General features: G+C 72.1%; 15 protein-coding genes. 6 read left to right on the top strand and 9 right to left on the bottom strand.

From position 1 onward, the window contains the following. Positions 1-29: 29 nt before the first annotated feature. Together ACIQU6_RS04350 and ACIQU6_RS04345 are read right to left on the bottom strand one after the other, a co-directional pair. The gene (locus ACIQU6_RS04350) at positions 30-881 is read right to left on the bottom strand and encodes a hypothetical protein (protein ID WP_403480107.1); all 852 of its coding nucleotides are present in this window, start codon (positions 879-881) and stop codon (positions 30-32) included. 4 nt (positions 882-885) lie between these two features. Next, positions 886-1476 (bottom strand): papain-like cysteine protease family protein, encoded by a 591-nt coding sequence (locus ACIQU6_RS04345; protein WP_403480106.1) that lies wholly within the window; start codon positions 1474-1476, stop codon positions 886-888. A gap of 238 nt (positions 1477-1714) precedes the next feature. On the opposite strand from ACIQU6_RS04345, the gene ACIQU6_RS04340 reads away from it, so the two are divergent. After that, entirely contained in the window at positions 1715-2674 is a 960-nt protein-coding gene (locus tag ACIQU6_RS04340; protein WP_403480105.1) for a hypothetical protein, read from the top strand. A 48-nt stretch (positions 2675-2722) separates the two neighbouring features. Here the strand turns inward: ACIQU6_RS04340 and ACIQU6_RS04335 are convergent, their stop codons facing one another. The 3 genes from ACIQU6_RS04335 to ACIQU6_RS04325 are packed head-to-tail and all read right to left on the bottom strand — an operon-like array spanning position 2723 to position 5579. Beyond that, positions 2723-3136: a Rieske (2Fe-2S) protein gene (locus tag ACIQU6_RS04335; protein WP_403480104.1), complete on the bottom strand. Its 414-nt coding sequence runs from the start codon at positions 3134-3136 to the stop codon at positions 2723-2725. A 14-nt stretch (positions 3137-3150) separates the two neighbouring features. Then, the gene (locus ACIQU6_RS04330) at positions 3151-4566 is read right to left on the bottom strand and encodes a sugar porter family MFS transporter (protein WP_403480103.1); all 1416 of its coding nucleotides are present in this window, start codon (positions 4564-4566) and stop codon (positions 3151-3153) included. 5 nt (positions 4567-4571) lie between these two features. Beyond that, positions 4572-5579 (bottom strand): zinc-dependent alcohol dehydrogenase family protein, encoded by a 1008-nt coding sequence (locus tag ACIQU6_RS04325; protein ID WP_403480102.1) that lies wholly within the window; start codon positions 5577-5579, stop codon positions 4572-4574. A 202-nt stretch (positions 5580-5781) separates the two neighbouring features. On the opposite strand from ACIQU6_RS04325, the gene ACIQU6_RS04320 reads away from it, so the two are divergent. Further along, the gene (locus tag ACIQU6_RS04320) at positions 5782-6786 is read left to right on the top strand and encodes a LacI family DNA-binding transcriptional regulator (protein WP_403480101.1); all 1005 of its coding nucleotides are present in this window, start codon (positions 5782-5784) and stop codon (positions 6784-6786) included. A gap of 91 nt (positions 6787-6877) precedes the next feature. Continuing rightward, a complete protein-coding gene (locus tag ACIQU6_RS04315; protein ID WP_403480100.1) occupies positions 6878-7837 on the top strand; it encodes a carbohydrate kinase in 960 nt (319 codons plus the stop codon). Positions 7838-7922: 85 nt separating this feature from the next. Here the strand turns inward: ACIQU6_RS04315 and uvrA are convergent, their stop codons facing one another. After that, positions 7923-11045, bottom strand: a complete 3123-nt coding sequence (gene uvrA, locus ACIQU6_RS04310; protein WP_403480099.1) for an excinuclease ABC subunit UvrA — start codon at positions 11043-11045, stop codon at positions 7923-7925. A gap of 245 nt (positions 11046-11290) precedes the next feature. After that, on the bottom strand, positions 11291-12025 hold the full coding sequence (locus tag ACIQU6_RS04305; protein WP_403480098.1) for a TetR/AcrR family transcriptional regulator: 735 nt from the start codon (positions 12023-12025) through the stop codon (positions 11291-11293). Between the two features lie 105 nt (positions 12026-12130). On the opposite strand from ACIQU6_RS04305, the gene ACIQU6_RS04300 reads away from it, so the two are divergent. From ACIQU6_RS04300 to ACIQU6_RS04290, 3 genes are all read left to right on the top strand, one after another. Continuing rightward, complete coding sequence (locus ACIQU6_RS04300) at positions 12131-13690, top strand: FAD-dependent monooxygenase (protein WP_403480097.1); 1560 nt, start codon at positions 12131-12133, stop codon at positions 13688-13690. 164 nt (positions 13691-13854) lie between these two features. Further along, complete coding sequence (locus ACIQU6_RS04295) at positions 13855-14595, top strand: maleylpyruvate isomerase family mycothiol-dependent enzyme (protein WP_403480096.1); 741 nt, start codon at positions 13855-13857, stop codon at positions 14593-14595. A 10-nt stretch (positions 14596-14605) separates the two neighbouring features. Then, positions 14606-15262 (top strand): MBL fold metallo-hydrolase, encoded by a 657-nt coding sequence (locus tag ACIQU6_RS04290; RefSeq protein ID WP_403480095.1) that lies wholly within the window; start codon positions 14606-14608, stop codon positions 15260-15262. Positions 15263-15339: 77 nt separating this feature from the next. Here the strand turns inward: ACIQU6_RS04290 and ACIQU6_RS04285 are convergent, their stop codons facing one another. Both ACIQU6_RS04285 and uvrB read right to left on the bottom strand, forming a co-directional pair. After that, positions 15340-16329: a TerC family protein gene (locus tag ACIQU6_RS04285; protein WP_403480094.1), complete on the bottom strand. Its 990-nt coding sequence runs from the start codon at positions 16327-16329 to the stop codon at positions 15340-15342. Positions 16330-16575: 246 nt separating this feature from the next. Next, positions 16576-18717, bottom strand: coding sequence for an excinuclease ABC subunit UvrB (gene uvrB / locus ACIQU6_RS04280; RefSeq protein WP_403480093.1), 2142 nt, complete (start codon positions 18715-18717; stop codon positions 16576-16578). Between the last annotated feature and the right edge of the window lie 192 nt (positions 18718-18909).

The raw sequence follows: 18909 nt of genomic DNA, 5'->3' as shown, positions 1-18909 counted from the left end.
GCTCCGGGGGTGCGGCGGAAGGGGGTCGGTCAGCGGCTGCGGCGCCGGCGCACCGCCACCGTGGCCGACAGCCCGAGGGCCAACAACGCGGCGCCGCCGGCCACCGACGAGGCGGCGGTCACCGGGAAGGCGTCCGAGGTCGCGGCGTCCGCGGCGACCGGGTGCGGTGCGCGGCCGGGGTCGGCGGCCGGTGCGCCGGCAGGGCCGAAGCCACCGGCCTCACCGCGCTTGTCGTACGCGGAGCCGGGGAGTTTGTCGCCGTACGCCTTGGCGACCCGCTTCTGGTAGGCGGCGACGGTGGTGCCGTGCGGGCCCACGGCCTTGCGGGCCGCGTCGTCCAGGGGCTCGACGCGGTCGCCGCGCTGGACGTACCAGGCGTCGATCTGCGGCTCGTGGAAAACCGTTCCGCCGCCCTGTGCGGCGCCGGCCGCGGCGTAACGGGTCTCGTCGTCGCCGGTGGCGATGTTGACGACCTTCCAGGAGGTGCCCTGGTGGGCGGTCCACACGGACGCCTTGCGGCCGTCCGCGGCGACCGCCTTGGTGGCCATGAACTCCAGCCGGGCGACGGGGGCGTCGGCCTTCCCACGGACGAAGTCGGGCGAGAGCTCGTAGACCGGGACGGTGGCGCCCTCGACGTGCGGGGCGGTGTCGGCGGCCACGGCGGCGGCCGGCCCCTTCTTGCCCGGGGCGGCGGCGAAGAAGCGGGCCAGGGTGTCCAGGGTCGCCGGGGCGGCGGCCGCGTCGCGGGCGGCGGACACGCTGGCCCCGGCCGGCGCCGGCGGCGCGGGCGCGGCGGCCAGCGCGACGTGCGGGGCCAGGCCGAGCAGGGCGGCGGCGAGGGTGCCCGTGGCGGCGGCGCGGGCGGCGGTGCGCTTCGTCATGGCCTCAGGCTCCTATCCGGTAGAGGGAGTGGGTCCAGGAGAAGGAGCTGCCGTTCACGTAGTAGTCGAAGTCGCCCCAGTTGTAGCGGTTGTTGGTGGCCCACGGGTCGCCCCAGTACACCCAGTTGCGCGAGGTGTCGTAGCCGTAGAGGACGTGCATGTGGCCGCCGCCGGAAGCCCATTGGATGCGGGTCTCGATGGGGCGCTTGGCGTTGATCTCGTTCTGCACGGTGGTGTAGCGGAGCCAACCCGTCACATACGAGCCAGGATTGATCCCCATCCAGTCAAACGCGTTCTGCACATTTCCCAGTGTGGCCTGGTTGTTGGGGCAGGTGGAGTTCTGCTGGCGGTTGAACGCGGCGTTGCAGAACTGGTTCTGGCTGTAGTTGCGGCCGTAGAAGGCGGCGATGGTGTTGCCGGAGCCGGCCCAGCACCAATTGGTCTTCTCCTGGGCCTGCATGGTGATGTTGAGGCGGTTGGCGCCCAGCGGGGCGGCGCTGGCGGCGCTCGGCAGGCCGGTCAGGGCCACGGCGGCCAGCGCCGCGGCCGACAGCCATCTGCGGCGCCGGTGCCGGGTGAACAGAGCGTGAAGCATGGCGTTCCTCCCGTGAGGGGTGAGAGGGGAGAGGAGCGCATCCGGATGCTGCTGTGGAGCATCGGGTGTTGTCGCAGGCAGGTCAACACGCTTCAATGCGAGGTGACATGGGGGTGTGGACGAGCGGGCCCGAATGTGAACGACCGGTGCCCGGCGTCCTGCAGTGAACGAGCAGGGAGAGCGCGCGCCGTGCATCCCGGTTGTGAACATTCACCGCGCGCGCCGGAGGATTGAGGCAATGGCACAGAACACTCCCCAAACCGCACAGCACCCTCCCGTACCGGCTGAGTTGGCCCAATTGCTGCGGACCGGACCGTTCCACCTCGCCCTGCGCAGCGCGCTCACCGCGCGTGGCCTGGCGCTCACCCGCGTCCAGCACAAGCTGGCCCAGCGCGGCATCACCATCGGTGTCACCAGCCTGAGTTACTGGCAGCAGGGCGCCCGGCGCCCGCAGCGCCCCGAGTCGCTGCGCGCGGTCCGCGCCCTGGAGGACGTCCTCGGGCTGCCCGACCGGTCGCTGCACCGGCTCCTGGTGCCCGACGGCGGCGCCCGCCCGGAGACCGAGCGGCCGCCGGCCCGCTCGTACCGCTCCCTGGTGGCGCCGGCCGACTGCCTCCAGCAGCTCTTCGCCGAGTTGGAGACCCCGGCGGACGGCGGGGTGCACACCGTCGGCCACCACGAGCGGGTGCGGATCGGGCCCCGGCGCGAGCTGAGCGAACGGGAGTCCCTCCAGGTGGTGCGCGCCCACCGGGACGGCGTGGACCGCTATGTCGCCATCCACCGGGGCGACGCCGGCTGCGATCCCTCCCGGGTGCGGGTGCGGACCGCGGAGAACTGCCGGTTGGGGCGGGTGCGCGGGGACGCCGAGAACGGCGTGGTCGTCGCCGAGCTGCTCTTCGACACCCGGCTGCGGGCCGGCGACACCCATGTCTTCGGCTACGCCTTCGAGGACGGCAGCGGTGGCCCGAGCTCCGAGTACGTGCGCGGCTTCAGCTTCGCCGGCGGCCAGTACGTGCTCCAGGTGCGGTTCGACGAGGCGGCGCTGCCGGTGCGCTGCCGGCGCTTCAGCCAGGTCTCGGCCGGCGCCCCGCGCAGCGGCCGCCAGGAGCTGACGCTGAGCGGCCGGCACCACGCGGTGCACATGGTGGAGCAGGGGGTGCGGCCGGGAATCCTGGGGATCACCTGGGACTGGGGGTGAACGGGACGGCGGTGCGGTCGGCGCGCCGACGGGCGGGCGCCGGGGCCGTCAACCCGCGATCAGCTTGCCGCCCTTGACCTTGATCGGGACCGTCTCCAGGGGGACGCTCGCCGGGCCCTTGGTGACCTTGCCGGTGGCCACCTGGAAGTGACTGCCGTGCAGCGGACAGACGGCCTGCCCGTTCTCGATCTTGTTCAGGACCCCGCCCATGTGCGTGCAGACACTGCTGAAGCACGTGAACTCGCCCTGGGTGGGCTGGGAGACCAGCAGCCGCTGCGCGGCGTAGAGCTTGGCGCCGCCGACCGGTACGTCCGTGGCCGGGCCGAGCTCGACCGGCGCGTCCGAGGACGGCTTGGGTGCCGAGCCCTGCGTCCCCGAGGCGCAGGCGGCGGCGCCGAAGCAGGTGAGGCCCGCGAGCGCGGCCCCGCGCAACATGGTCCGGCGGTCCGGGGACACGCTCATGAGGCAACTCCTGATCAGTGGACGGCGTCGACCTCCGACGATACCGGGGCGGTCCCAGCCGCCGAGCGGCGGTCCGCACCGGCCCCCAGCAGCTCCGCCTCGATCTCCTCCAGGCTGCGGCCCCTGGTCTCCGGCAGCAGCCGCTGGACGAAGAGGTACGCCAGCAGCGTCGTCCCGGCGAAGAACAGGAAGTTGATCCCGGCGCCCCAGGCGTGCAGCAGGGACGGGAAGACCAGCGCCACGACCATGTTGAAGAGCCAGTTGAACAGCACGCACAGGCTGACCGCGGCGGCGCGGATCCGCATCGGGAACAGCTCCGGCAGCATCACCCACTGCACCGGCCCCCAGGAGACCGCGAACGAGGCGATGTAGAGCGCGATCCCGAGCAGGGTGAGGGTGGACAGCAGCGCGCCGTAGCCGAGCCCGGAGAGGTTGGTGACGGCCAGCACCACCATCGCCGCGCACATCCCCAGCGCCCCGGCCCGCAGCAGCGGCTTGCGGCCCCGGCGGTCGATCAGCCGCATCGCCGGCAGCGTCATCACCATGTTGAGCAGGCCGATGCCGACGTTGGCGAGGATCGCCCCGTTGGCGCCGAAGCCGATGTCGGTGAGCAGGGTCGGCGCGTAGTAGATGATCGTGTTGATGCCGACGAAGTTCTGGAAGAACACCAGCAGCATCCCGACCACGAGCACCGGCCGGAGCTGCGGCGACAGCAGCCGTCGCAGGGTCAGCGCCTCGCCGGTCGTCCGCTCGGCGCGCTCGGTCCGCTCGATCTCGGCCAGCTCCTCGCCCGCCGCCGCGGCGTCCCCGCGCAGCCGGGTCAGCACCGCGCGGGCCTGCGCGCTGCGCCCCTTGCCCACCAGCCAACGCGGGCTCTCCGGCTGGGTGATGATGCCCAGCGCCAGCACCGCGGCGGGCACCACGCCCAGGCCGATCATCCAGCGCCAGGCCCCGGAGTCGGCGAACGCGTAGTCGGTGAGGTAGGCGACGAAGATGCCGACGGTCACCAGGAGTTGCATCAGGGACGTCAGCCCACCGCGCAGGTGCTTGGGCGCGAGCTCGGTGAGGTAGAGCGGGACGACGACGGAGGCGATGCCGACGCCCACCCCGATGACGAGGCGGAACGCGATCAGCGCGCCGGCCCCGGTGGCGAGGGCCGCGCCGAGGGTGCCGAGGATGAAGACCCCGGAAGCGGCCAGGATCAGCCGGCGGCGCCCCCAGGAGTCGGAGAGCCGCCCGGAGAGACCGGCGCCGACCATCGCTCCTACGAGGAGGCCGGAGACGACCAGCCCCTCCAGGAGCGGGGTGAGCGCGATGTCGCGCTTGATGAAGAGCATGGCGCCGGAGATGACCCCGGTGTCATAGCCCCACAGGATGCCGCCGAGGGCGCCGAAGACCCAGATCGCTGCGTTCTTGACGGATGCGGGCACGGGGCTCAGCCCTTCTGCGGGGCGAGGTGGATCTTGCGGCCGGTGCCGGCCCGGAAGCGGGCCACCGCCTCGTCGAAGTCGCCCAGGCCGAAGACGTCGGAGACCAGCGGGTCCAGGTCCAGCCCGGCGGCCAGCAGGTCGATGGCGGGCTGGAAGCTGTTGTGCACCGCCATCGAGCCGATGATGTCGATCTCCTGGCTGTAGACGCGGTACGGCGAGAACGACGCCGCGCGGGCCGGGTCGGCGACCCCGAACTGGAGGAAGGTGCCGCCGCGGCGCACCCGGCCCAGGCCGTCCTCGATGGCCGCGACCGCCCCGGTCGCGTCGACCACCACCTCGAATCCGGGCGCCCGGTCGAGGGCGTCGGCGTGCGTCACCGCCGCGTCCACGCCGAAGGAGCGGGCGAACGCCAGCCGTTCCTCGTTGAGGTCCACGACCGAGACCGAGGCGGCCCCCGCGGTCCGCACCAGTGCGGCCATCATCAGGCCCATGGTGCCCGCCCCGTAGATCAGGTAGTGCTCGCCGGGGCGGCGGGGCAGCCGGTTGAGGCCGTGCACCGCGCAGGACAGCGGCTCGACGAGTCCGGCGGCGGCCTCCGAGAGGTGCGCCGGCACCACGTAGGCGCAGCGGGCCGGGACGGCGACGAGTTCGGCGAAGCCGCCGGCCCGGGTGACGCCGATCGCGGTGTAGTCCTCGCAGAGGTTGCCGCGGCCTATTCGGCAGTAGTGGCAGGCGCCGCACGGCATGTTGGGGTCGACCGCGACCCGCTCGCCGACCTTCCGGTCCCGCACCGCGGTGCCCATCGCAACGATCTCGCCGGTCAACTCGTGCCCGGGGACGAGGGGGTAGCGGGCCACCGGCAGCTCGCCGTCGAGGAGGTGCAGGTCGGTGCCGCACAGTCCGCAGGAGGTCACGCGCACGACCACCTCGTCGGACTCCGGGCGGGGGTCGGGCAGTTCGGTGACAGCGGTGGTGCCCCTGGGGCCCGGTGCGGTGACCACGAGAGCGCGCATCGGCGCCTCCTCACGACGTCGTGCGGGTTCGATGGCCGGGACACTACAGAAGAATCACCAGGACGTAAACGCTTACGCAAGCGTTTACGTTTGGTCTTCCGCGGACGTACTGTGATGGACTGCGGCGGACGGTCGGGTGCCGGGACCGCCCGCCCGGGAAGCCGGGGCACGGTGCGCCGGGGCGTCGGGAGGAAAGAGCCGGATGACGACGATGGTGGATGTGGCACGGCGCGCGGGCGTCTCGGTCGCCACGGTCTCGCACGTGGTGAACGGCACCCGCCCCGTGCGCCCGGACACCCGGGCCGCGGTGCTGGCCGCCATCGAGGAGCTCGGCTACACCCACAACACCCTCGCCCGCTCGCTGGTCACCTCCCGCACCCGCTCCATCGGCCTGGCGGTCTCGGCGATCAGCAACCCGTACTTCACCGAGATCCTCCAGGGCGTCGAGGCCGGCGCCCTGGAGGCCGGGTACAGCCTGCTGATCGCCGATCCGCACGACGATCCGCACCACGAGCGCAAGGTGGTCCAACTGCTGCACGAGCGGCGGGTGGACGGCATGATCGTCGCCCCGTCCGCCGAACCCGCCGAGATGGTCGACTACGTGACCAGGCGTCGGGTGCCGACGGTCTTCCTCGACCGGCTGGTCGGCGACGGCTTCGACCAGGTGTGCGCGGAGAGCACCGACCCGGTGCGCCAACTCGTCGGCCACCTGGCCGACTTGGGGCACACCCGGATCGGCCTGGTGGCGGGGCTGCCCGGGCTCAGCACCACCACCGAGCGGGTCCAGGGCTACCGCGCGGGGCTGCGCGAGCGCGGGCTGCCGTTCGCGCCCGAGCTGCTGGCCGGCGGCAACTCCGAGGCGGAGGGCGCCCAGGACGCCACCCGGCACCTGCTCGCCGCGCCGGAGCCGCCCACCGCGATCATCACCGCCAACAACGCGATGACCATCGGCGCGCTCCAGGCACTGCGTGCCCTGGGTCGCGAGGTCCCCCGGGACATCGCGCTGGCCTGCTTCGACGACTTCTCCTGGGCGGACCTGTTCACCCCCCGGCTGACCGCGATCGCCCAGCCCAGCAGGGAGTTGGGTGCGGCGGCGGTGCGCCTGTTGCTGGAGCGGCTGGAGGCGCCGGACCGGCCGCCCCGCACCGTTCGGCTGCCCTGCACCTTCGTGCACCGCACCTCGTGCGGCTGCCCCGCCTCCGGCTGACGGCCCGAACCGGCCCCGGCCCGGGGCCCGTACGCCCTCCCCCGCCACGTCCCGACCGGCCCCGGCCGCCCGTAGGAAAGGACCCGCATCCGTGATCGTCGTCGCCGGCGAGGCGCTGATCGACCTCGTCCCCAGTCAACCGCCCTCCCCCGACGGCCCGTTGCCGGCGCTGCTGCCGCAGTGCGGCGGCGGGCCGTACAACACCGCGGTGGCACTGGGGCGGTTGGGCTCGCCGACCGCGTTCTGCTCCCGGGTCTCGACCGACTCCTTCGGCACGGCGCTGCTGCGCGGGCTGCGGGACGGCGGGGTGGACACCTCGCTGGTGCAGCGCGGACCGGAGCCGACCACGCTGGCGATGGCGGACATCAGCCCGGACGGCTCGGCCGGTTACGGCTTCTACGTGGAGGGCACCGCCGACCGGCTGTTCACCCTGCCCCCGGCGCTGCCGGACGCGGTGCGCGCGCTCTCCCTGGGCACCTGCTCGCTGGTGCTGGAGCCGGGCGCCGGCGCCTACGAGGCGCTGCTGCGACGGGAGGCCCGGCGCGGGGTGTTCACCGCGCTCGACCCCAACATCCGCCCGGGACTGATCCTCGATCCGGACGCCTACCGGGCGCGGTTCCGCTCCTGGCTGCCGGATCTGGCGCTGCTGAAGCTCTCCGAGGAGGACGCGCTGTGGCTGACCGGGGCGCCGGCCGCGGCGGGCGTCGACCGGGCGGCGGTGCTCGCGGCGGCCCGGGAGTGGCTGGCGGCGGGGCCGGCGGCGATCGTGCTCACCCACGGCGGCGACGGGCTGACGGTGCTGACGCGCGGCGGCGAGGTGTCGGTGCCCGGCGAGCGGGTCGCCGTGGTCGACACCATCGGCGCGGGCGACACCGTCAACGCGGCGCTGCTGCACCGGCTGGACGCCCATGACGCGCTGTCGTACCCGGCGGTCGCGGCGCTGACCGGCGAGGACTGGGCGGACATCCTCCGCTTCGCCGCCCGGGCGGCCGCGATCACCTGCTCCCGCGCGGGCGCGCAGCCGCCGTTCGCCGCCGAACTGGCGGCCTGAGGGCGGCGGTTGCGCCGGCGGGGGCGGAGCTCCGGGAAGGAGCTCCGCCCCCGCTGTGGGTGCGACGGTGTGCCGGGCGCCTACGTCACGAGGCCCGGCGGGCCCGCGTCGTCGTCTTCTTGGCCGGGGCCTTCTTGGCGGCGGTCTTCTTGGCGGCGGAGGTGGCCGCGGTCTTCTTGGCCGCCGTCTTCGCGGTGGCCTTCTTCGCCGCGGTCTTCTTCGCCGTGCCGTTCTTCGCCGTCGAGGCGGTCACCGTCGGTGTCCCGGCGGACGCGGCGGCCACGGCCTTCTTCGTGCCCTTCTTGGCGGTGGTCTTCCGGGCGGCCGGCGCCTTGGTCGCGCCGCTCACCAGGCCGGCGTCGCTGACCCGGTCGCCGAGGATGTCCCGCAGGAACTTGCCGGTGTGGCTGGCCGGGATCGCCGCGACCTGCTCCGGGGTGCCCTCGGCGACGACCATGCCGCCGCCGCTGCCGCCCTCGGGGCCCATGTCGATGACCCAGTCCGCGGTCTTGATCACATCGAGGTTGTGCTCGATGACGATCACCGTGTTGCCCTTGTCGACCAGACCGGAGAGCACCTTGATCAGCTTGCTGATGTCCTCGAAGTGCAGGCCCGTGGTGGGCTCGTCGAGGACGTAGACGGTGCTGCCGGTGGAGCGCTTCTGGAGCTCGCTGGCCAGCTTGACGCGCTGCGCCTCACCGCCGGAGAGGGTGGGCGCGGACTGGCCGAGCCGGACGTAGCCGAGGCCGACCTCGTTGAGCGTCTTGAGGTGGCGGGCGATGGTGGGCACCGCCTCGAAGAAGCTCAGCGCCTCCTCGATCGGCATGTCCAGCACCTCGGCGATGGACTTGCCCTTGTAGTGCACCTCCAGCGTCTCGCGGTTGTACCGCGCGCCGTGGCAGACCTCGCACGGGACGTAGACGTCCGGCAGGAAGTTCATCTCGATCTTGATGGTGCCGTCGCCCGAGCAGTTCTCGCAGCGGCCGCCCTTGACGTTGAAGGAGAAGCGACCGGGCAGATAGCCGCGGACCTTGGCCTCCATCGTCTCCGCGAAGAGCTTGCGGACGTGGTCGAAGACGCCGGTGTAGGTGGCCGGGTTGGACCGCGGGGTGCGGCCGATTGGCGACTGGTCGACGTGCACCACCTTGTCGACGAGGTCGTCGCCGGCGACCCGGGTGTGCCGGCCGGGGACCGACTTGGCGCCGTTCAGCTCGCGGGCGAGGTGGGTGTAGAGGATGTCGTTGACCAGCGTCGACTTGCCGGAGCCGGAGACGCCGGTGACGGCCGAGAGCACCCCGAGCGGGAACGAGACGTCGATGTCGCGGAGGTTGTTCTCCTTCGCGCCGTGCACCGTCAACTGGCGGGACGGGTCGGCGGGTCGGCGCACGTCCGGCGTGGCGATGGCCCTCTTGCCGGCGAGGTACTGGCCGGTGATGGAGTCCTTGTTGGCCAGCAGTTGCTTCATCGGGCCGCTGTGCACGACCTTGCCGCCGTGCTCGCCGGCGCCGGGGCCGATGTCGACGACCCAGTCGGCGACCTTGATGGTGTCCTCGTCGTGCTCCACCACGATCAGGGTGTTGCCCATGTCGCGCAGCCGCACCAGGGTCTCGATCAGGCGGTGGTTGTCGCGCTGGTGCAGGCCGATCGACGGCTCGTCGAGGACGTAGAGCACGCCGACCAGGCCGGAGCCGATCTGGGTGGCCAGGCGGATGCGCTGGGCCTCGCCGCCGGAGAGGGTGCCGGCCGCGCGGTTCAGCGAGAGGTAGTCCAGGCCAACGTCGACCAGGAACTTCAGCCGCTCGTTGACCTCCTTCAGGACCCGCTCGGCGATGGTCTTCTCGCGGGCGTTGAGCGTCATGGTGCGCAGGAAGTCGGCGCAGTCGCTGATCGACATCGCCGCGACCTCGGCGATCGACTTCTCCTGCACCGTGACCGCGAGCACGATCGGCTTGAGCCGGGTGCCCTCACAGGTCGGGCAGGGCACCTCGCGCATGTAGCCCTCGAAGCGCTCCCGGCTGCTGTCGCTCTCCGCCTCGCTGTGCCGCCGCTTGACGAACGGCACCGCGCCCTCGAAGGCGGTGGTGTAGGCCCGCTGGCGGCCGTAGCGGTTGCGGTAGCGGACCTCGATCTGGGTCTTGTGGCCGTGCAGCAGGGCCTTCTTGGCGCGCTGCGGCAGGCCGGCCCAGGGGATGTCCGTGCGGAAGCCCAGGGCGTCGGCGAGCGCGCCGACCAGCCGGCCGAAGTAGTCCTTGGTGTGACCGCCGGACCAGGGGTGGATGGCGCCCTCGTCGAGGGAGCGCTCCTCGTCCGGGATGATCAGCTCGGGGTCGACCTCCATGCGGGTGCCGATGCCGGTGCAGTCCGGGCACGCGCCGAAGGGGGAGTTGAAGGAGAAGGAGCGGGGCTCCAACTCCTCGAAGGAGAGGTCGTCGTAGGCGCAGTAGAGGTGCTCGGAGTACATCCGCTCGCGCTGCGGGTCGTCCGGCTCCAGGTCGACGAAGTCGAGGATGACCATGCCGCCGGAGAGGCCGAGGGCGGTCTCCACGGAGTCGGTCAGCCGGCGCTTGGCGCTCTCCTTGACCGTGAGGCGGTCGATGACCACCTCGATGGTGTGCTTCTCCTGCTTCTTCAGCTTCGGCGGCTCGGAGAGCTGGATGGTCTCGCCGTCGACCCGGGCGCGGCTGTAGCCCTTGGTCTGGAGGTCGGAGAAGAGGTCCACGAACTCGCCCTTGCGCTCGCGCACCAGCGGCGAGAGCACCTGGAAGCGGCTGCCCTCGGGGAGCTCCAGGACCTTGTCGACGATGGCCTGCGGCGACTGGCGGGCGATCGGCCGGCCGCACTCGGGGCAGTGCGGCTTGCCGATCCGGGCGAAGAGCAGCCGGAGGTAGTCGTAGACCTCGGTGATCGTGCCGACCGTCGAGCGCGGGTTGCGCGAGGTCGACTTCTGGTCGATCGAGACCGCGGGGGACAGGCCCTCGATGAAGTCCACATCGGGCTTGTCCATCTGCCCGAGGAACTGTCGGGCGTAGGAGGAGAGCGACTCGACGTAGCGCCGCTGCCCCTCGGCGAAGATCGTGTCGAAGGCGAGCGAGGACTTGCCCGACCCGGAGAGCCCCGTGAAGACGATGAGGGAGTCGCGGGGGAGGTCGAGCGAGACGTTACGGAGGTTGTGCTCGCGAGCGCCACGAACGATGAGACGGTCGGCCACGCCGGTCGGCACCTTTCTTGGAGAGTGGGGCGGGAGCCACGGGGCTGCGCCCGCCGCGCGGTGAGCGAGCAGAGGCGGCGGAGCGGAGCGGGACCCCCGCCCAAGGGTATGGGGGTCGCCGCGGCAGCGTCGTTGGGATGCCACACACGAGCCTATAGCACGTGCATTCGATTTACCGGCCTCGCAAGCCCTCTTCACCCAAACGTGTCACGACCCCACAACCTTCCCGCCGCGCTGACCAGCCCTTACGCCGTTCGGCGCGCGGCACGGCTTCGGCCCGTCCGCCCCCGACCCCCGTCCGGCAGCGCCCGCTCCAGCACGTCGAACGTGTGCCGGATCACTGCTTCGTGGTCAACGGCGACCGCGTCCGCGGGGTCACCCGCCAACTGTCGGGCGGCGCCGTCGACGAAGGCCGTCCGCCACCCCGCGACGATCAGCGCCGCGGCCAGCCGGGCGTCCCGGTCGGGCCGCGCGGGGTCGCCGCCGGCCGCCTCGGCGAGCGCCCCGGCCAGTGCCCCCTCGATCTCCTCGACCGCCTCGCGGGCCCGCGCCCGCAGCGCGGACGAGTCCAGCACGGTGCGCCAGAAGTGCTGGAACCCCTCCTTCGGCCCGCCCAGCGGATGCCCCTGCGCGAACAGCTCCAGCGCCAGCCGGCGCAGCGCGGCGAGCGGCGCCTCGTCCGCGCCGCGCTCCCGCACCCCGCGCACGACCAGCTCGACGGCCTCGGGGATCCGGTCGAGGAAGAGGTCCTCCTTGCGCGGGAAGTAGTTGAAGACCGTCATCGTGGAGACCTCGGCAGCGCGGGCCACCTCGGCCACGCTGACGTCGTCGAAGCCGCGCTCGATGAAGAGCTCCGTCGCGACCGCGGAGATCCGCTGCCGGGTGAGCCGCTTCTTGCGCTCGCGCAGCGGCAGTTGGGCGTCCCCCTCGGCGCCCGCGCTCCCCCGCACCGACTCCCCCGCCGACTTCTTTCCGGCCACTTTCTCCCCTTCCGCACTTCCTCAGCAGGGCACCAGCCTCTCCCGGCAGGAGAGCGACGAAAAAATTGTATCCAAAACAAATTTTTAGTGACTACACTCCGCGCCATGACGCATGACGCAGACGTAGTGGTGGCGGGGGGCGGCCCGGTGGGGCTGATGCTCGCCTGCGAACTGGCCCTGGCGGACGTCTCGGTGATCGTCCTGGAGCGACTGGCCGAGGTGGACACCACGATCAAGGCGGGGTCTCTCAACACCCCCAGCGTGGAGGCCCTCTATCGGCGCGGGCTGCTGCCCCGGTTGGCGGCGGCGCAGCGCACCGCCCTGGAGGGCTTCGGCGCGTTCGTCCGGCAACGGCAGGCCGCCGGCGCCTCGTTGACGAAGCCGGTACCGAAGTTCGCCGGGCACTTCGCGGGCATCATGCTCCGCGGCGAGCTGCTCGACGAGTCGGACCCGGACTTCGGCACCAGCGGCCCGGCCGCCGAGGTCGGCCTGGTCCCCCAGGAGGCGCTGGAGCGGATACTCGCCGCCCGCGCCGCCGAACTGGGCGTCACCGTCCGCCGCGGGGTGACGCTCACCGGCTTCGACACCGACGACGACGCGGCGGCCGTCCGCGTCCACACCTCCCAAGGCCCGCTGCGCGCCGGCTGGTTGGTGGGCTGCGACGGCGGCCGCAGCACGGTCCGCCGGCTCGCCGGCATCCCGTTCCCCGGGACGGCGCCGTCGATCACCGGCCACCAGGCCGTCGTGGAACTGACCGGCGCCGACGCCCTGGGGGCCGGCTGGAACTGGACCGCCACCGGGACGTACGCCCACGGGCCGATGCCCGGCCGGATCCTCACCGTGGAGTTCGACGGGGCACCGGAGGACCGCGAAGCCCCCGTCACCGCCGAGGAGTTGCAGGGCGCGCTGCGCCGGGTCTCCGGCGTCCCGGACGTGACGGTCACCGGCGTGCGCTCGGCGACCCGGTTCACCGACAACGCCCGGCAGGCGTCCGAGTACCGCCGCGGCCGGGTGCTGCTGGCCGGCGACGCGGCCCATGTGCACGCCCCGTTCGGCGGCCAGGGGCTCAACCTCGGCCTCGGGGACGCGATGAACCTCGGCTGGAAGCTGGCGGCCACGGTGCACGGCCGGGCCCCGGAGGGGCTGTTGGACAGCTACGCCGCCGAACGGCAGCCGCTCGGCGCGTGGGTGCTGGAGTGGACCCGGGCCCAAGTGGCGCTGATGCGGCCCGGATCGCACAGCGACGCGCTGCGCCGGGTGGTCGCCGAACTGGCCGGGACGTCCGACGTCACCACCTACTTCGCCAAGAAGATCTCCGGCGTCTGGCAGCGCTACGACCTGCCCGGCACGCACGAGCTGACCGGCCGCAGCGCCCCCGACCTGGAGCTGTCCGACGGGCACCGGCTGGCGGACCATCTGCACGCCGGCACCGGCCTGTTGCTCGACCTCGCCGACGCTCCCGGGCTGCGCGGGCGGGCGGCCGGCCTCGGCGACCGGGTGCGGGTCCTGACGGCGGGCTGTCCGGACCGGCCCGGCCTGGCCGGCCTCCTGGTGCGACCGGACGGCTACGTCGCCTGGGCGTCCGACGTCCCCGGCCCCTACGGGGAGTTGGACGCGGCGCTGGCCCGGTGGTTCGGGGCGCCCACCGTGGTCCCGGTGGGCTGACGCGCCCCGGCGCGGACCGGGCGGACGGCAGGTGAGGAACCCCACGTTCCGTCCGCCCCCTCCGCGCCCGCGCGCACCACCCGTGCCACCGGCACCACCCCTGATCCGGCCGGAAGCTCTCCGTCCGCCTCCCGGATCCGGCCGCCCGGCGCTAGCGTCAGGACATGACCATCGCTCCTGATTTCCCCCGCGACACGGCCGCCGTCCACGACTCCACCGAGCGCCTGCTGATCTCCCTGGGGAAGCTCGACGACGCCGCGGTCGGCGAGCCGTCGCTGCTTCCCGGCTGGACCCGCGGCCACGTCCTGGCCCACCTGGCCCGCAACGCCGACGCCCTGGTCAACCTCCTGACGTGGGCCCAAACGGGCGTCCGCACGCCGATGTACGCGAGCGCGGAGGCGCGCAACGGCGACATCGAGCGGGGCGCCGACCGCCCGTTGGCGGTGCACCTCGCGGACCTGGCGGAGAGCTCGGCCCGCTTCGCGGCGGCGGCGCGGGACCTGCCCGAGGACCGTCGGGCCTACGAGGTCGAGATGCGCAACGGCGTCGTCGAACGGGCCGACCGGCTGTCGCTGCGCCGGCTGACCGAGGTCGAGCTGCACCACGTCGACCTGGGCGTCGGCTACACCGTCGCGCACCTGCCGGCCGCCTTCGTGGACAGCGAGCTGGACTTCCTCGCCGGGATCAAGTTCGCCCGCCACCCGGACCTGCCGGCCCTGGAGTTGCACGCCGACGAGGGCCGGCGCTGGCGCACCGGGCGCGCGGACTCCGCCGACGGCACACCGACCGCGCCGGTGGTGGTGCGCGGCCCGGCGCGGGATCTGGTCGGCTGGCTGACCGGGCGCTCCGACGGCGGCCGGCTGGAGACCCACGGCGGTCCGCTGCCGCTGATCCCGCCGCTCTAGAGTTGGTGCCATGACCTACAGCGGAGCAGTGAAGGTCGGCGGACCGGCCGACGTGCACGAGCTGACCGACCTGATGATCTCGAAGGTCGCGGTCGGTCCCACCAACAACAACGCCTATGTGCTGCGCTGTCGTGCCACCGACGAACAGCTTCTGATCGACGCGGCCGCCGAGCCGCACACGCTGCTCACCCTGGTCGGCGACAGCGGCCTCGCGTCCGTGGTCACCACGCACCAGCACGGTGACCACTGGGGCGCGCTGCGCGAGGTCGTCGACGCGACCGGCGCCCGGACGTACGCGGGGCGGTACGACGCCGAGGGCATCCCCGTCCCCACCGACGTCCTGGTCGACGACGGCGACGTCCTCACCGTGGGGCGGGTCCGGCTGACCGCGCGCCATCTGGTCGGGCACACCCCGGGCAGCATCGCGCTGGTCTACGACGACCCGCACGGCCACCCGCACGTCTTCACCGGGGACTGCCTCTTCCCCGGCGGGGTGGGCAACACCTGGGGCAGCGCGGAGCGGTTCGCCAGCCTGCTGGACGGCGTGCAGCGCAAGCTCTTCGACGCACTGCCGGACGAGACCTGGGTGTATCCGGGCCACGGCGCCGACACCACGCTCGGCGACGAGCGGCCGCACCTCGCCGAGTGGCGCGAGCGCGGCTGGTAGGCGCCGGTCGAACGGCTCCGGGCCCGGTGGGTGCAGCCGCACCCACCGGGCCCGCCTCGTATGCGCCCCGCGACCCGCTAGCCGCGGGGATGCGCCCCCGCCTCGTCGGGCTGCTCGGCCGCCGCCAGCCGCCGCGAGGCGCGCAGGCTGGTCAACGTGGTGACGACCAGCACCGCGCAGATCACGCCCAACGAGACCGGGATGCTGATCTCCGGCACGGCCACCCCGGACTCGTGCAGGGCGTGCAGCACCAGCTTCACGCCGATGAAGCCGAGGATCACCGACAGGCCGTAGGAGAGGTGGACCAGCTTCTTGAGCAGTCCGCCGATCAGGAAGTAGAGCTGCCGCAGCCCCATCAGGGCGAAGGCGTTGGCGGTGAAGACGATGTACGGGTCCTGGGTGAGGCCGAAGATCGCCGGGATCGAGTCCAGGGCGAACAGCACGTCGGTGGTGCCGATCGCCAGCATGACGATCAGCATCGGCGTCATCAGCCGCCGGCCGTTCTCGACGACGAACAGCTTCGTGCCGTGGTACCGGTCGGTGGACGGGAAGCGGCGCTCGACCGCCTTCAGGAAGCGGTTCTCCTCGAACTCCTCGTCCTCCGCCCCGGAGCGCGCCTCCTGGATGAGCTTCCACGCCGTCCAGATGAGGAACGCGCCGAAGAGGTAGAAGACCCAGGAGAAGTTGGCGATGATCGCGGCGCCCGCGCCGATGAAGCCGGCCCGCAGCACCAGCGCGATCAGCACCCCGACCATCAGCACCCGCTGCTGGTAGACGGCCGGGACCGCGAACTTGCTCATGATCAGGACGAAGACGAAGAGGTTGTCGACGCTCAACGACTTCTCGGTGATGAAGCCCGCGAAGAACTCGCCCGCCGGCGCACCGCCGGCGAAGAACAGCAGCCCGAGCCCGAACAGCACGGCGAGCCCCATCCAGACGCCGGTCCAGATGCCAGCCTCCTTGAGGGACACCTCATGGGGCTTGCGGCCGCCGATGAAGAAATCGACGGCGATCAGGGCGATCAGACCGAGGATGGTCAGCACCCACAGACCAAGGGAAACGTCCACTGCTCCTCCGACAGTCTCGTACGGCACTCACAGCGTCGTCGCTGCCGGAGGGACTTTCCGCACCCTCCACACCAGGAAGAGTAAAGGAAGTTCATCAAATGGCAAAGAGATAGGCAAGTATGCAGGTGGAGGGCGGTGTCGAAGCGGCTGGTGCGCCGCGTTCCCCGTCCGGTCGCACTTCTGCCCCGCCCCTCGGCACACGGGCCGACGGGCGGGGCAGAGCGGCGGACGGGCTGGAGGCGGCCGCTACTTCAGGCCGGCCTCCTTCATCTGCCGCAGCTCCTTCTTCAGCTCGCCGACCTCGTCGCGCAGCCGGGCGGCGACCTCGAACTGGAGCTCCGCGGCGGCCGCCCGCATCCGCTCCGTCAGCTCCTCGATCGTCTCGGCGAGCTCGGCCGCGGGGCGGTCCGTGGGAACCTCGGCGCCCTTGCCGCCCTTGCCCTTGGCCGCCTTGCCGGCCTTCCCGCCGAGCGCCGGCACCGGCGCCTTGGCCTTGCCGTCCCTGTCGCCGCCGGACTTGCGGTAGCCGCTGCCCAACAGCTCCTGAGTGTCGATCTCCTCGCGGGCCAGGGTGGCGACGATGTCACCGATCTTCTTGCGGAGCGGCTGGGGATCGATGCCGTTCTCCTTGTTGTACGCGAGCTGCTTCTCCCGGCGGCGGTTGGTCTCCTCGATGGCCTTCTCCATCGCCGGGGTGATCTTGTCGGCGTACATGTGCACCTGGCCGGAGACGTTACGGGCCGCCCGGCCGATGGTCTGGATCAGCGAGGTGCCGGAGCGCAGGAAGCCCTCCTTGTCGGCGTCCAGGATCGCCACCAGGGAGACCTCCGGCAGGTCCAGGCCCTCCCGGAGGAGGTTGATGCCGACCAGCACGTCGAACTCGCCGGCCCGCAGCTCGCGCAGCAGCTCCACGCGCCGCAGGGTGTCCACGTCGCTGTGCAGATAGCGGACCTGGATGCCGAGCTCCAGGAAGTAGTCGGTGAGGTCCTCGGCCATCTTCTTGGTGAGCGTGGTGACCAGGACGCGCTCGTCCCTCTCGGTGCGCTTGTGGATCTCGTGCACCAGGTCGTCGATCTGCCCGTCGGTGGGCTTGACCACCACCTCCGGATCGACCAGACCGGTCGGCCGGATGATCTGCTCCACGAAGCCGTCGCCCCGGGACAGCTCGTAGGGGCCGGGCGTCGCGGAGAGGTAGACGGTCTGGCCGACCCGCCCCAGGAACTCCTCCCACTTCAGCGGGCGGTTGTCCAGCGCGGACGGGAGCCGGAAGCCGTGGTCGACGAGGGTGCGCTTGCGGGAGGCGTCGCCCTCGTACATGGCGCCGATCTGCGGGACGGTGACGTGCGACTCGTCGATGACCAGCAGGAAGTCCTCGGGGAAGTAGTCGAGGAGGGTGTTGGGCGCCGAGCCCGGCTCGCGGCCGTCGAAGTGCATCGAGTAGTTCTCGATGCCCGAGCAGGAGCCGATCTGCCGCATCATCTCGATGTCGTAGGTGGTGCGCATGCGCAGCCGCTGGGCCTCCAGCAGCTTGCCCTGCTTCTCCAGCGTGGCCAGCCGGTCCGCCAGCTCGGCCTCGATCCCGGCGACCGCCTTCTCCAACCGCTCGGGGCCGGCGATGTAGTGGCTGGCGGGGAAGACGTAGAGCTGCCGGTCGTCGCTGATCACCTCGCCGGTGAGCGGGTGCAGGGTGGACAGCGCCTCGATCTCGTCGCCGAACATCTCGATCCGGACGGCCAGCTCCTCGTAGACCGGGAAGATCTCGATGGTGTCGCCGCGGACCCGGAAGGTGCCCCGGGTGAACGCCACGTCGTTGCGGGCGTACTGGATGTCGACGAAGCGGCGCAGCAACTGGTCCCGGTCGATCTCGTCGCCGACCTTGAGGGACACCATGCGGTCGACGTACTCCTGGGGTGTGCCCAGGCCGTAGATGCAGGAGACCGAGGCGACCACGATGACGTCCCGCCGGGTGAGGAGGGAGTTCGTCGCGGAGTGGCGCAGCCGCTCCACCTCCTCGTTGATGGAGGAGTCCTTCTCGATGTACGTATCGGACTGCGGGACGTACGCCTCGGGTTGGTAGTAGTCGTAGTAGGAGACGAAGTACTCGACGGCGTTGTTGGGCAGCAGCTCGCGGAACTCGTTGGCGAGCTGGGCCGCGAGGGTCTTGTTGGGCGCCATCACCAACGTCGGGCGCTGGAGCTTCTCGATCATCCACGCGGTGGTCGCGGACTTGCCGGTACCGGTCGCGCCCAGCAGGACGACGTCCTTCTCACCGCCGCGGACGCGCCGGTCGAGCTCGGCGATGGCCGTCGGCTGATCGCCGCTGGGCTGGTAGGAGCTGACGACCTCGAAGGGCGCCACCGTGCGTTCGATCTTTGAAACGGGCCGCATGGGATCCACCGTACGACCCGCCACTGACAATCGGGGCCGGATCCGATCTGACCTGCGGTTTTCACGGGTGCTCTGAGGAGCGGGGCGGGCGGGCGCGGGCGCGGCGGGTCCGCGGGCCCGGCGCGGCGACCCGCGGCCCGCGGTCGGGCGGAGCCGGGTGCGGGGCGGTCCGGGTCGGCGGCCCGCCCCGGA

The organism is Streptomyces sp. NPDC090442, assembly GCF_044769405.1.
In the GTDB taxonomy this organism is placed as follows: Bacteria; Actinomycetota; Actinomycetes; order Streptomycetales; family Streptomycetaceae; genus Streptomyces.
This window is presented reverse-complemented; position numbering and strand designations above follow the sequence as displayed.

What these genes read in the sequence shown, in the direction of transcription:
- ACIQU6_RS04350 (WP_403480107.1), bottom strand. Translation starts at nt 881, where the DNA reads ATGACGAAGCGCACCGCCGCCCGCGCCGCCGCCACGGGCACCCTCGCC.
- ACIQU6_RS04325 (WP_403480102.1), bottom strand. Translation starts at nt 5,579, where the DNA reads ATGCGCGCTCTCGTGGTCACCGCACCGGGCCCCAGGGGCACCACCGCT.
- ACIQU6_RS04300 (WP_403480097.1), top strand. Translation starts at nt 12,131, where the DNA reads ATGACGCATGACGCAGACGTAGTGGTGGCGGGGGGCGGCCCGGTGGGG.
- ACIQU6_RS04290 (WP_403480095.1), top strand. Translation starts at nt 14,606, where the DNA reads ATGACCTACAGCGGAGCAGTGAAGGTCGGCGGACCGGCCGACGTGCAC.
- ACIQU6_RS04335 (WP_403480104.1), bottom strand. Translation starts at nt 3,136, where the DNA reads ATGAGCGTGTCCCCGGACCGCCGGACCATGTTGCGCGGGGCCGCGCTC.
- ACIQU6_RS04320 (WP_403480101.1), top strand. Translation starts at nt 5,782, where the DNA reads ATGACGACGATGGTGGATGTGGCACGGCGCGCGGGCGTCTCGGTCGCC.
- uvrB (WP_403480093.1), bottom strand. Translation starts at nt 18,717, where the DNA reads ATGCGGCCCGTTTCAAAGATCGAACGCACGGTGGCGCCCTTCGAGGTC.
- ACIQU6_RS04295 (WP_403480096.1), top strand. Translation starts at nt 13,855, where the DNA reads ATGACCATCGCTCCTGATTTCCCCCGCGACACGGCCGCCGTCCACGAC.
- ACIQU6_RS04340 (WP_403480105.1), top strand. Translation starts at nt 1,715, where the DNA reads ATGGCACAGAACACTCCCCAAACCGCACAGCACCCTCCCGTACCGGCT.
- ACIQU6_RS04345 (WP_403480106.1), bottom strand. Translation starts at nt 1,476, where the DNA reads ATGCTTCACGCTCTGTTCACCCGGCACCGGCGCCGCAGATGGCTGTCG.